13 protein-coding genes and 3 pseudogenes are annotated in these 11,464 nt (G+C 69.7%); 14 read left to right on the top strand and 2 right to left on the bottom strand.

Annotated elements, in window-relative coordinates; all coding sequences use genetic code 11:
• The first annotated feature begins 287 nt into the window (after nucleotides 1–287).
• From ACFV8T_RS30420 to ACFV8T_RS30410, 3 genes are all read left to right on the top strand, one after another.
• Nucleotides 288–413, top strand: coding sequence for a hypothetical protein (locus ACFV8T_RS30420; RefSeq protein WP_385333792.1), 126 nt, complete (start codon nucleotides 288–290; stop codon nucleotides 411–413).
• A gap of 203 nt (nucleotides 414–616) precedes the next feature.
• Nucleotides 617–811, top strand: a complete 195-nt coding sequence (locus tag ACFV8T_RS30415) for a hypothetical protein (RefSeq protein WP_385333789.1) — start codon at nucleotides 617–619, stop codon at nucleotides 809–811.
• 17 nt (nucleotides 812–828) lie between these two features.
• Complete coding sequence (locus ACFV8T_RS30410) at nucleotides 829–1,245, top strand: hypothetical protein (RefSeq protein ID WP_385333786.1); 417 nt, start codon at nucleotides 829–831, stop codon at nucleotides 1,243–1,245.
• A gap of 563 nt (nucleotides 1,246–1,808) precedes the next feature.
• Here the strand turns inward: ACFV8T_RS30410 and ACFV8T_RS30405 are convergent.
• Together ACFV8T_RS30405 and ACFV8T_RS30400 are read right to left on the bottom strand one after the other, a co-directional pair.
• On the bottom strand, nucleotides 1,809–2,165 hold the full coding sequence (locus tag ACFV8T_RS30405) for a hypothetical protein (RefSeq protein ID WP_385333824.1): 357 nt from the start codon (nucleotides 2,163–2,165) through the stop codon (nucleotides 1,809–1,811).
• 32 nt (nucleotides 2,166–2,197) lie between these two features.
• Nucleotides 2,198–2,307 (bottom strand): annotated as a pseudogene (locus tag ACFV8T_RS30400) (IS5/IS1182 family transposase); the annotation flags it as partial.
• Nucleotides 2,308–2,595: 288 nt separating this feature from the next.
• Here ACFV8T_RS30400 and ACFV8T_RS30395 point away from each other — a divergent pair.
• From ACFV8T_RS30395 to ACFV8T_RS30345, 11 genes and pseudogenes are all read left to right on the top strand, one after another.
• Complete coding sequence (locus ACFV8T_RS30395) at nucleotides 2,596–3,084, top strand: (2Fe-2S)-binding protein (protein WP_385333784.1); 489 nt, start codon at nucleotides 2,596–2,598, stop codon at nucleotides 3,082–3,084.
• Nucleotide 3,085: 1 nt separating this feature from the next.
• Nucleotides 3,086–4,063 carry an FAD binding domain-containing protein gene (locus ACFV8T_RS30390; RefSeq protein WP_385333781.1) on the top strand — a complete coding sequence of 326 codons (978 nt, stop codon included), beginning with the start codon at nucleotides 3,086–3,088 and terminating at the stop codon, nucleotides 4,061–4,063.
• Nucleotides 4,064–4,080: 17 nt separating this feature from the next.
• Nucleotides 4,081–6,255, top strand: a complete 2,175-nt coding sequence (locus ACFV8T_RS30385; RefSeq protein WP_385333779.1) for a xanthine dehydrogenase family protein molybdopterin-binding subunit — start codon at nucleotides 4,081–4,083, stop codon at nucleotides 6,253–6,255.
• Between the two features lie 421 nt (nucleotides 6,256–6,676).
• Nucleotides 6,677–7,003, top strand: coding sequence for an SgcJ/EcaC family oxidoreductase (locus tag ACFV8T_RS30380; RefSeq protein WP_385333776.1), 327 nt, complete (start codon nucleotides 6,677–6,679; stop codon nucleotides 7,001–7,003).
• 36 nt (nucleotides 7,004–7,039) lie between these two features.
• A complete protein-coding gene (locus ACFV8T_RS30375; protein ID WP_385333773.1) occupies nucleotides 7,040–7,468 on the top strand; it encodes an aspartyl/asparaginyl beta-hydroxylase domain-containing protein in 429 nt (142 codons plus the stop codon).
• A 145-nt stretch (nucleotides 7,469–7,613) separates the two neighbouring features.
• Nucleotides 7,614–8,153, top strand: a complete 540-nt coding sequence (locus ACFV8T_RS30370; RefSeq protein WP_385333771.1) for a hypothetical protein — start codon at nucleotides 7,614–7,616, stop codon at nucleotides 8,151–8,153.
• A complete protein-coding gene (locus ACFV8T_RS30365) occupies nucleotides 8,150–8,704 on the top strand; it encodes a DNA transporter (protein ID WP_385333768.1) in 555 nt (184 codons plus the stop codon). Before ACFV8T_RS30370 ends, ACFV8T_RS30365 begins: the two co-directional genes overlap by 4 nt.
• A 442-nt stretch (nucleotides 8,705–9,146) precedes the next feature.
• A pseudogene (locus ACFV8T_RS30360) lies at nucleotides 9,147–9,377 on the top strand (IS256 family transposase); the annotation flags it as partial.
• A 225-nt stretch (nucleotides 9,378–9,602) separates the two neighbouring features.
• Nucleotides 9,603–10,109: a DUF2004 domain-containing protein gene (locus ACFV8T_RS30355; protein WP_385333765.1), complete on the top strand. Its 507-nt coding sequence runs from the start codon at nucleotides 9,603–9,605 to the stop codon at nucleotides 10,107–10,109.
• A gap of 477 nt (nucleotides 10,110–10,586) precedes the next feature.
• Nucleotides 10,587–10,808: pseudogene (locus ACFV8T_RS30350) on the top strand (transposase); the annotation flags it as partial.
• A 73-nt stretch (nucleotides 10,809–10,881) separates the two neighbouring features.
• Nucleotides 10,882–11,265 carry a VOC family protein gene (locus tag ACFV8T_RS30345; protein WP_385333821.1) on the top strand — a complete coding sequence of 128 codons (384 nt, stop codon included), beginning with the start codon at nucleotides 10,882–10,884 and terminating at the stop codon, nucleotides 11,263–11,265.
• The last annotated feature ends 199 nt before the right edge of the window (nucleotides 11,266–11,464 follow it).

Here is an 11,464-nt window from a genome sequence, read left to right as displayed (position 1 = left end):
CCGGACAGAACAACTGCAGGACAGCCCAGCAGGGCGTCAGTCAGACCCTGAGCCACGACCACCGGAACCCGCTACGAGTATCAATGTCAGACCCCGCGAGACAGACGGGACTTCTGAAACACGCCCTGGCGCCGGCACACTGAACTTCTTCGAGCTGGCCACCGATCGGGGGACGGTCCGTGAGCCGCAACGAGCAAGGCCCGAGATGTACGGGTCCGGCCCGGCCGGGACGCCGTGGATGATGAGCCGGCCCCGACCGGTTCATCATCACCCGCGACGGTGCGATCGTGCACCAGGGCCGTCACGCCCTGGCCCGCCCCGACACCACCGAGCCGCGCCTCACCACCGCGGCCGGCCCGGACGGCACCGTCGGCCTGGCCGTCGTCCGGGAGCGGGCGTACGCCCCCCGCTGAAATGAGCTTGTTGCAGCAGAGGATCCTGGCCCGGGATGCGGAGCTCGCCGCCCGGGGACAGCAACAACCCGGTTCGGACGGGTAGATCGGCGCGCCGGATCCGGGTCCGCTCATCAACACGCTCGCCGGGCTGAAGGGGCGCAGCGGTCCGCGTTCCGGCCCGAAGCACGGACCGCAGGCGCGAGTGCAGGGGTCCGAGGCCGATGCGCTGCTTTGGCTGGGAATCCCTCCCGCCGACACGACTGCGGGCCGGGCGTACCGTCTCCGCCCTGACCGGTGGCCTCACGCTCGGCCGGCTCTTCACCACCGGGGCGACCCTGGGTGTCGCCGACGTATCGGCCTCGACCTCCGCCTCCGCTCTGGTACCGGAAGCGGGGCGGCAGCGCGCCAACGCCTGAATGGTGGGGCCGAGACCGTGGGGCAGGAGTTCGCCGGGCCTTTCATCGGCTGGCTGCTGCTGGCCGCCGGGACCGGTCTCGCGCTGGGGCTGATATGCGCCTCCTACGCGGTCGCCGCCCTCGCCCTGCTTCTGCCGGTGGGCCCCTTCCAGGCCGACAGGCCCGCCCCGGACACAGTTCCCGTCTCCCACGACACCCGGGCGGCAATCACCGTGCCCCACACCCGCCTTCAGGTCCTGGTCCCCGAGCCGGCCGGCCTCGCCCAGCAGGCCGCAGATGCCACGTACGCGCTGCGCAAGGCCATCGACCGGACCGAGCTGGACGCCCGGCGGCATGCGGCCAAGGAAGCATCCGTGAAGCCGCAATCAACCGTTCTTGAAGATGACCTACGCAGCCAGGATCCCTCTCGCGTCCGCTCGTCCGTCCATTCCTGAGGTGCTGGCCGGTGCCATGGCGCTCTGTGCGCCGCGTCGCGGTGAACACCGAGGCACCGGCGCGCGGCCCCGCCGACGCGCGAGAGGGACCGGCCGGCCACCGATCCCCGAGACGCCGCCACCCACCCGTCCCCACCCTCCCCCTTTCAACAGGCGGGCGGCAGGAGGTGCGCAGAGGGGATGCCAGCACCCCGACCACTCCCCTACGGGCATGATGACCAGTGCAAACGCCCGACGCCCCGAAAGGCCAGCGCAACAGATACCGCAGGAAATACCGCAAGGCATGACGCAAGAGATCCCGACTCCGGGGCGTCGCCCGGACGGGCCGAACGAGCCCAGCAACCCTGATTCGGGGCCGGCGGGCCGGGACCGTGGCCCCGGCCTGCGGTGGCCGGGCCGACCACCGGGTGACGGGCAGTCGACACCCCCTGAATGCGCCGTACAGGTCGCACTTCTGGTCGCGCCTCACGTCGCGCTCCTGGTCGCGCCAGGATCCGGTGCGATGGAGGTAAGACCGCAGGCCGCAAGGTCCGCCACGGCCAGGCGGCACGCCGACTGCTTACCTACGGAGGGGTCTGTGCGCAGCCGGACCCGTCATCGCCGTCCGATGCAGCAGCCACCCGGCCCGGCCGACACCGTCCTCCTGGCCGTCGCCGCAGTACGTCACCCCGGAGATGTACGCACCGGACGGAGACGTGCACGGCCACCTCGGCCGGGCCGGACACCCCGGCCGCTGACCCAATTGCTGACCCACCCAGCTCGGGGCGTTCCGCAGGACACATCACCCGACCAGATCCCGCCCGGCATGACCGGGGCCAGGAGACGAGGCGGCGGGAACGCCAGCGGTGGCCGGTGCGGCTGATCAGTCCGCAGGCTTCGAGGCGGCCGAGCTGGTAGGGAACGGAGCTGGTGCTGGACAGGCCGACCCGCTCGCCGATCTGCCGGACGGAAGGGCGGACTTCGAGATACCGAAGAGCGGGGCAAGCCAGCGCGACGTCAGGTCTGTTCGCCAGTAGGCCGCCACGAGCAGCACGGGCGCGTGGCCGGCGCAGGCCAAGGGCGGCAGCCGGCACGGTCAGTCAAGTGACCGATGCCTGGTCGCGGGGGTAGCGCAAGCCTTGAAGTGTTCAGCCCTCCCCGTGGGGCACCGGCGCTCGCACGTGCAGCCTGTGCGACGCAGCGAGGCGCAGAGGATGCCCCGAGAACGGAGTGACGGCCCTCAGCAGGCAACGACTATCAGCGCTTTGCGCCGTCAATGTTGAATTAGTTACGTATCATCCCATATAGGAAATATTTCAATCCTCATGAAAAATGTCCATCTTTCTGAGATCTGCCGCCCAGGAGCAATGCATGTCAGACGAGTCCTTTACCCCCGAAGCCACCGTGACTCTGCAGGTAAACGGGACAAATACACAGGTCACGTGTGACGTGCGGACAACCCTTCTCGACCTCCTCCGCGAGCGTCTTCGGTTGACCGGAACGAAAAAGGGGTGCAACCGCGGCGAGTGCGGCGCTTGCACGGTCCACCTCGACGGGCGCCGGGTCAACGCCTGCATAGTGCTGGCCGCGAGCGCCGACGGCTCCGAGGTGACGACCATCGAAGGACTCGCCCGGGACGGCGAACTCCACCCCGTCCAGCAAGCCTTTATCGAGGCGGACGCCTTCCAGTGCGGATTCTGCACACCTGGCCAGATCATGTCGGCCGTCTGCTGCATCCAGGAGGGTCACACCGGCTCGAACAACGAGATCCGCGAATGGATGAGCGGCAACATTTGCCGCTGCTCCGCATACCCCCAGATCGCCGCGGCCGTCGAGGCGGCGGCCGGAAAGGAGCAGTGACATGCGGCCGTTCACCTACGTACGCGCCGAATCTCTGCCCGCCGCCCTGGACAGCGTGCGCACGGCGGACACCAGGTTCCTCGCCGGCGGCACGGAACTGCTCAACTGGATGCGGACCGGCATCGAATCACCACGCCGACTGGTCGCCATCGGGCGACTGCCCGATCTGAACGAGATCACGACCTACAGCGGTGGCCTGCGCATCGGCGCGCTCGCCCGGCTCAACGACGTGGCCCAGGACCCGCGCGTCGAGGCGTCGTACCCGGTGCTCTCCCAGGCCATCCTCAAGTCCGCCTCCGCGCAGTTGCGCAACCTGGCCACCATCGGCGGCAACCCTGTGCAGCGCACCCGGTGCCCCTACTTCCGCTCTCACGGACCGGTCGCCTGCAACAAGCGTGTCCCCGGCTCCGGTTGCGCCGCCCTGCACGGCTCGAACGAGCGGCTGGCCATCTTCGGCTGGACCGAGGACTGCGTGGCCGTACAGCCCTCGGACCCCGCCGTTGCCCTCGCTTGTCTGGACGCGGAGATCACCACCGAGCACGTAGACGGCGGACGCCGGATTCCGGCGACGGAGTTCCACACCCTGCCCGGTGAGGACCCGTCGGCGCACAATGTGCTGCGCCCCGGCGAGCTGATCACCGGCATCGAGATCGGCACGCCCGCGCCCAAGTCGGCGTACGTGAAGGTGCGTGAGCGCCAGAGCTATGAGTTCGCGCTCGTCTCGGCGGCCGCCGCCGTCGAGATCCAGGACGGCCTGATCTCCCGCGCCCGCCTGGCCCTCGGCTCGGTCGCGCTGCGTCCGTGGCGGCTGTACGACGCGGAACAGGCGCTCGTCGGCCTGCGCCCGGGCAGCCCTGCGGCGAGGGACGCGGTCACCTCCGGGTTCTCCGCCAGTCGTCCGCTGTCCTCGAACGCGTACAAGATCCCGCTCGCTCGCAACACCGCACTGCGTGCCCTCGACCTAGCCCTGGAGGCATGATGACCGGCATTCGCGGCGTGACCAGGCAAGACGGCCCCGCCAAGGTCACTGGAGCGGCCACGTACGCTGCCGACTACAACGCGGAAGGCCAGCTATACGCGGCCCTGGTCGGCGCGACGATCACCGCCGGCCGGGTCGCGGGATTCGATGTCGAGGAGGCGCGGCGGGAGGCGGGCGTCGTCCATGTGCTGACCGGGCTGCCGGCCGTCGACGAGGCATTCGCCGGGGTGCCCAGCCCTCCGCTCGCCACCCGCTTCCTTCCCATGCAGGGGGACGTCGTCAATTACTGGGGGCAGCCCGTGGCGATGGTCCTGGCCGAGTCCCTGGAGGCGGCCGAGGGCGCTGTGACGTGCGTGCGGGTGTCGTACGAGCGGGAGTCGTTCATCAACCCGGACACGGCGGTGTCCGTGCCGCCGTCGCCGGACAGCGGCTACGGCATGCTCGACGCGCAGGAGTTCCGCAAGGGCGACGCGGCCGGCGCGCTCGCCGAGGCGCCCGTACGCGCGGCCGGCACCTACACGCAGCCGTCCCGGCACGGCAACCCGATGGAGCCGAGCGCGATCCTCGCCGAGTGGCACGACGGCCGGCTGACCGTCCACGACTCCGTCCAGCACGTGTACGCGGTGCGGGACGCCCTGGCCGCGGTCTTCGGCATCGACTCCGACAAGGTGCGGGTGATCAATCCGTACACCGGCGGCGGCTTCGGCACCAAGGCGTTCATCTGGCCGCACGAGATCCTCGCCGCCCAGGCCGCCAGGGCGGTCGGCCGGCCGGTGAAGCTGGTGCTTACCCGCCAGGACATGTACAGCATCGTCGGCTACCAGCCGCTGATGGAGCACCGCGTCTTGCTGGGTGCCAACGCCAGCGGCGAACTCCAGGCGGTCGTCCACGAGGTCGACAACGTCACCGCCATCACTGACGACTACGTCGAGTTCGGCTCCGTGCCCGCCAAGGCGCTGTACGCCTCCCCGAACATCTCCACCAGCCAACGGGTGCGGCGCGGCCACGTCAACCTGTCGTCGTTCATGCGCTCGCCCATCGACGGCCCTGGCACCTGGGCGCTCGGCTCCGCGATGGACGAGCTGGCGCACACCCTGTCCATGGACCCTCTCACCCTGCGCCTGGCCAACTACGCGGAGAGCTACCCCGCCGACGGCACGCCCTGGTCCTCGAAGAAGCTCAGGGAGGCGTACGAGGAGGGTGCCCGGCGCTTTGGCTGGTGGGACCGGCCCAAGGAGCGCACCCGGGACGGGCACTGGCTCATCGGCTGCGGCATGGCCGACTGCACGCAGGGCCAGTTCCGGTTCACCTCGCAGGCTCGGGTGCGGCTGCGAGCCGATGGCACCGCGAAGGTCGAAGCCGGCTACACCGACATCGGCGCGGGTTCCACCACGATCTTCCCGCAGATCGCCGCGGAGACCCTCGGCATCGACATCCGCTCCGTCCAGGGGATCTCCGGCGACACGGAGCTGCCATACGCCGGTCCCACTTACGGTTCGGGCACCACGATCGCCATGGGCACCGCCGTCCACCTGGCCGCGAACGACGCGCTGCGCCGGCTCGCCGACCTGATGTCCTGGCCGGCCGAGGAGGTGCGCGCCGACTCCGGCGCCCTCATCTGGCGCGAGCACCGCCGACCGTACACGGACATCCTGCGCGCGGCCGGGTTGGACGAGGTGGCCGGCAACGGCGAGATGGTGCTGCCCGGCGGCGCGTCCGCGGACGCGGGAGCGCCCGGTGTCGCCTCCCGCACCTTCGGCGCCATGTTCATCGAGGTCGGCGTCGACCCGGACCTCGGGCTGCTGCGGCTGCGCCGCGCGACCGGTGTCTACAGCGTGGGCGCGGTCGTCAACGAGCGCACCGCCCGCTCCCAGATGATCGGCGGACTCGTGTGGGGCTGGGGCATGGCCGCCATGGAGGCCAGCCGCTTCGAGCCGAATCTCGGCCGCTGGCTGTCCCAGGACCTCGCCGGGGTGGCACTGCCGGTGAACGCCGACATCCCGCCGCACATCGACATGTCCTTCGTCGACGAGTTCGACCCGTACGCCGGGCCGCTCGGCGCCAAGGGAATCGGTGAGCTGTCCGCCACCGGCATCGCGGCAGCCGTGGCCAACGCGGTGTTCGACGCGACGGGGCGGCGCGTGCGGGACCTGCCGATCACACCGGAAAAGCTTCTGGACCCCCGCATGTAGGAGCCGGGCCGGGCCCGGCCGACACCAAGCCGATGGAAAATAAAGTGCTGGACATCGCAGCCGAGGCGGCACGGATGGAGCGTGCGGGGCCGAACGTTTGCGGTCGCCACCGTGGGGTCGACCAGTTACCTCGTCTCGACACCGGTACGCAGATTCCTGAGTGGTCGGCTTTGGAAGTCCTTCGGGGGTTGACATGCGGTCAGGTCGAGTGGACGGGTGGCGACGAGGTGCAGACCGCACGTGCAGTCCAGTGCGTGCTCGGGGAACCGTCGAAGCTGACGGTGGACAGCCGGCTGGCCTGGGGTGGGTGTGGCTGCGGGCAGATGCCGAACGGGAGGTCGTGCGAGGTGGGAATGTGCCGATCGGCAGGTAATCCCGGTCTTCCCTGGACGAGCGAGGGAACACTCTGCATGATCAACTGGTGACCACCCCAGAGGCCGTCGTCGAACGCCAGCTCGCCGCCTACAACAGTCATGACCTCGAAGCCTTCGCGGCGACGTACGCCCCCGACGTCTGCATCAACCGCCGCAGCGGCGACCGCCTGCTCGGGCGCGACGCCGTGCGGGAGGCGTACGCCGACATGTTCGCCAAAGGCCGCTGCCGGGCCGAGATCGCCGGCCGACTCACCGAGGGCAACTGGGTGGTGGACCACGAGATCGCCCACGGCATCACGGACGACCCCCTCCGCGTGCTGGTCGCCTACCGGGTTCGCGACGGCCTGATCGACCACGTCGACTTCCTCGGCTGACCGCCGGACCTCCTTGACCGAACGAACCGTCAGCGGGTGTTCGGTACCGTCTCAGTGGTCAGCTCCGGAAGTCCTCCGGGGGGTGATCAGCTTGGCGGCGAGGCGGAGAATTCCTCTTGTCGGTCGGCGACGACTTCATGTACGTGCGCGTGGCCCGCCTGGAACCGCACTCCTACCTGTGGGAGCACCGCGCGACTACGCGGAACTGCGCGACTCCGCAGGCATCGCCTGCACATCCCGCTCGTCACCAATCCTTCGGCGGTTCTGATCACCGCAGGGACCAGGATCCGCATGGCGGCTGGGGCATTGTGGCGGCTGACGCCCTCGCAGGCACACGGCGTGTGCAACACGACCGGCCCGGACCGGCTCCACCTGATCGCCGACGTGTACGCCAACGACGCCTACCAGGCCCTGGCCGCCCGCCCCCACCTGTCGCCGTCCGCGACGGCCGGCTGCCCGCTCTGATGAACAGCCTGGACGCGCTGATGTCCACCACCTTCGGCACGCTGCTGCCCGGATGGCGGGACACCATCGTCGACGATCTCTGCGGCGCCGGGTTCGTCTACCTGCTGCCGCACGACAGCAACCTGCTCCACCTCGACCTGTACCTGTGCCCGACCAGCGCGGTCGGGGCGCTGCGCACAGGATCGGCCCCCGCCTGCTGTGGCAGGGCCCCGGCGCCGACGACCTCGCCGATACCGGCACCCGGCAGCGCACGGCGCAGCAACTCGCCCGCGCGGCACAGGCACCGGCCAACTGCGGCAGTCTCCTCGTACAGGCGATGGTGCTGCACGCGATGCTCCGCAAGCACCTGGCAAGAGTGCAGCAGTACATCGCCTACGGCCTCCTGCACGACCTGAACGCCACTTGCCGGGGCGTGATCCGCACCGCACTGGTGCCGCACTCCCGGCATCACGGCTGGCACCACCTCCCCGACGAAGTCGGCCACACCGCCAGGGGCCGGAAGTGCCTGACCGAGCTGACGCAGGCGCTGACCAGTCCTCCGGTCCCCACCGTGGCGCAGGCCTACGAGGCACCGGACCGCATCGTCCGCCTTGCGCAGCAAATCGCCCCGCACGCCGTCGGCTCGCCGGCCGACGAGATCTCCGCGTACCGCGCCTGCCAGCAGCCTGAGGAAGGACTCGTATGAACAGCGCCGACCTCACCGCGGCTCTGTTCGCCGGAGTCGTACCGCCGGACGGCGAGGAACCGCTGGCGGAGGCCGCCGACGCCGACCTGGCCCGCGCCGGGTACGCCCTGCGGCATGGCGCCTACAACGGACTGATGGAGGCCGCCGCGCGCGGCGCCGCGCCCCATGGAGTACCGGTCACCGCGATCACGCTGGCCGACCGCTCCGACCGGGGAGCCCTCAACCCCTACGTCACCAGCACCGTGTACGCCACGACCATCGGCGCCCGGCTGCATGCCTGTCTCGACGACGCCGACCTGGTCGTCGCGATGGGCGGAGGGGGTCGGCTCGCTGCACGAACTCACCGCCGCCCTGTACTACGCCACCACGATCCGCTCCCTGCCCGTGCGGCTGCTCGGGCCCACCGCGTGCCGCCTGGGCGTGTTCCTTCGAGCCGGGGGACGGCTGACCGAGAGCCCACCCGGCCGCTGGGCTTCCTGCGGGAACTGCCCGACGCCGCGGCGCTCGAAGCGGACCTCAAGGCCCTCGATGCCGGACGGTGTGAGCGATGACATTGCCCGCCGTCACCTTCGCGGAGAAGATCGCAGGCGCCGCCTACCGGCCCGGCCCCTACCTGCTGCCGGAAGGCGGCACCCTGGACACCTGCTTCGACCCGTACCGGCTTGCCGGTGCCCCGGAGCCGCTGACGGAGACCGCAGCCGCGCTCGCCGGCCCGCTGCCCGCCGACACCGAGGCCCTGGCAGGCCCCGCGCTGGCCGGCATCCCGCTGGTCACGGCGATGCCCCTGCACACCGGTCTGCCCGCCGCCTTCCTTCGCCCGGCCCCCAAGGAACACGGCGTGGCAGCAGATCGAGGGCGCCGACCCGGGCGCGGCCGGCGGACGGTCCTGCTGGACGACACCGCCCGCAGCGGCACAAGTCTCCTGCGCAGTGCCCGGCTGCTGCGGATGGGCGGCGCGCGGGTCGGCACGGCTCTGTGCGTCCAGGACCGGAACTGCGGACCACGAATCCGATCGAGTCGATGTTCTCCACGGTCAAGCTGCGGACCAAGGTCACCCGCGGGGCCGGCAGCCCGGCCACGGCCCTGGCCATGGTGTTCAAACTGGTCGAGTCCGCCCAGGCCCGATGGCGCACGATCACCGCAGCTCACCTCGTGCCCCTCGTGCGCGCGGGCGCCCGCTTCGAGAACGGCGTCCTGGTCGAGCGCGCCGACGTGGCGGCATGACCGCACTGCCCGGCCGGGCTCTGCCTGGCACGGCTGGAGATCCGCCCCTCCGGCCCGCGGCCCCCTCGCGCCTGCCGATCAGCGTGCGGATCGTGTACGGGCAGGTGACACCAAAGGCGCTGTACCGGCAGGACCGGTACCCGCGCGGAGTGATCGAGGCCGTAACCTGGACCAGGAACGTTCACTACTTCTCAAGCCGTACCGCCCATCGGAATGACAGGCCCCATGAAGAGTATCGATCACCCCTACTTCGGGCACCTTGAGGTTCCGTCGATGGACGAGACGGAAGTCATCTGGGAAGGCGCAGCCGCGCTGGGAAGCAGCGAGGTCGAAGTCCGGCTGTGGGCCGACCCCAGTTCCGGGCTGGACGCGGGAGTACTGGATGCGTTCGCGACGCACCTGACCCGCCTGCCGGCCCTGGACACCGCGGCTCGCGCGGCGATCCGTGAAAACCTGCAGCAGGATCGCTACTTCATCGACTACCACGCCGACGAACTCGACGACGTCGAAGTGATCAAGCGCCTCACCCGGGAAGCGAACGGCGAAGCGATCAGCGTCGACGCGTTCACTGCAGCCATGCACCCCGTTCAGATCGGGCTGTGGCACCTGATCGGGGAGGCCAGGGCCCAGGTCGTCATGGACTACACGATCGACGCTGCGACCAGTGACAACCTCCTTGCCGTCAAGGTGGCCCGCGACGGGACCGTGGTATCCGTCGACTGGGAGAGCTGACGGCGTCAGCGAAGCGCTTCTTCACCGCTTCGTCGGCGCCCCTCCCCGTTCAGCACTGGGGACAGGGTCTGCGTCTGGCCGACGTGCGTATAGCGAGGGCTTCGTCAATGGTGGGTCGTGTGCCAAGGTCTTTGTCGAGCAGGCGCGTGATCAGTTCGGTGAGGCGTCCGGCATGTTGCAGTGGTGCGGGCTCGTGGGCGATTACGGCGCGGAGCGCTGCTGGCCGGCCCCGCGTGTAGTCCAAAGGAGCAGGTCAGACCGGTAATCCGGCAGGGCAGCGAACGCCGACTACTTCCCTGAAGAGCTCCTTCAGCGGGCTCCTGACCCTGCGAAGCCTCCCAGGCGCTGCACCCCCCGGTGCGGCGCCTTCTTCACGCCCACCCTCGATCATGTCCGGTAGCACTAGCCAAACCGGTTTGTTCTGGAGCAGCAGAACAATCGACAGGCGGGTCCGCGGCCCGGTGCGGGTCGCCAGAGGCCGGCATCATCTACGTACTGTGCAAGGGAGTGGCCTGGCGCGACGTGCCCAGCCAGGTTGTGGGCTGCTCCGGGGTGACCGCCTGGCGCCGGATACGCGATTGAACCGAAGCTGGGGTCTGGCGTCGCCCACACGAGGCATTACTTGCGGGGCTGCGGGCAGACAGCCTGCTGCCCCTCGACGATGCCGCGATCGACGGCTCCCACATCATCGCCCTGCGAAGGCTACGGAATGCCCGGTGAATTGTGCATGCGCGTATCCCTCTTCCTCCGTACGCGGCATAGTGTGATCAACATGATCGGACGCCTGTTCTCTCTCGTCATTGACTGTCCTGCCCCATCCGAGCTCGCGAGCTTCTACGAGAGCCTGCTGTCGCTACCGCGGGTGGAGGACTCGTCTGACTATGTGGTGCTCGCGAACACGACGGGCACGGAGATCGTGACCTTTCAGCGTGTCGGCGGTTTCCGGCCGCCCCAGTGGCGCAATCCCGATCGTCCGGCCCAGATGCATGTTGATGTGATGGTCGATGACCTGGATGTAGCAGAGGCGAAGGTCCTCGCCCTGGGCGCCACGCTGCTTGAAGGATCGGACAAACCAATCGGCTACCGCGTGTACGCCGACCCAGTTGGACACCCCTTCTGCCTCCTCACACGCGAAAGTGTGACGCCCAGCAAGTAGCAGCGGCGACCACGCGGCCTCCGGTCGCCGCACACGGGCCGGCGGCACTGTGCCACCACCTCGACGCGGCTCTCGCCAACTAGTGTCCTGGGGAGGGGGGGCGGTGGGGGGAGGAGGGGGGGGGGGGGGGGGGCTTTGGGGGAAGAGAAGAGGGGGGGGGGGGGGGGGGCTTACCCCCCCCCGTCCTGAAAACCCATTG

Origin of the sequence: Streptomyces sp. NPDC059832, from assembly GCF_042731715.1 — a bacterium.
Classification (GTDB): domain Bacteria; phylum Actinomycetota; class Actinomycetes; order Streptomycetales; family Streptomycetaceae; genus Streptomyces.
The sequence above is the reverse complement of the archived record's forward strand: the minus strand, read 5'-3'. Positions and strand labels throughout refer to the sequence as shown.

Excerpts from the sequence above, each read along its gene's own strand:
- ACFV8T_RS30390 (WP_385333781.1), top strand. The coding sequence starts at position 3,086 with ATGCGGCCGTTCACCTACGTACGCGCCGAATCTCTGCCCGCCGCCCTG.
- ACFV8T_RS30345 (WP_385333821.1), top strand. The coding sequence starts at position 10,882 with ATGATCGGACGCCTGTTCTCTCTCGTCATTGACTGTCCTGCCCCATCC.
- ACFV8T_RS30415 (WP_385333789.1), top strand. The coding sequence starts at position 617 with ATGCGCTGCTTTGGCTGGGAATCCCTCCCGCCGACACGACTGCGGGCC.
- ACFV8T_RS30395 (WP_385333784.1), top strand. The coding sequence starts at position 2,596 with ATGTCAGACGAGTCCTTTACCCCCGAAGCCACCGTGACTCTGCAGGTA.
- ACFV8T_RS30355 (WP_385333765.1), top strand. The coding sequence starts at position 9,603 with ATGAAGAGTATCGATCACCCCTACTTCGGGCACCTTGAGGTTCCGTCG.
- ACFV8T_RS30365 (WP_385333768.1), top strand. The coding sequence starts at position 8,150 with ATGAACAGCGCCGACCTCACCGCGGCTCTGTTCGCCGGAGTCGTACCG.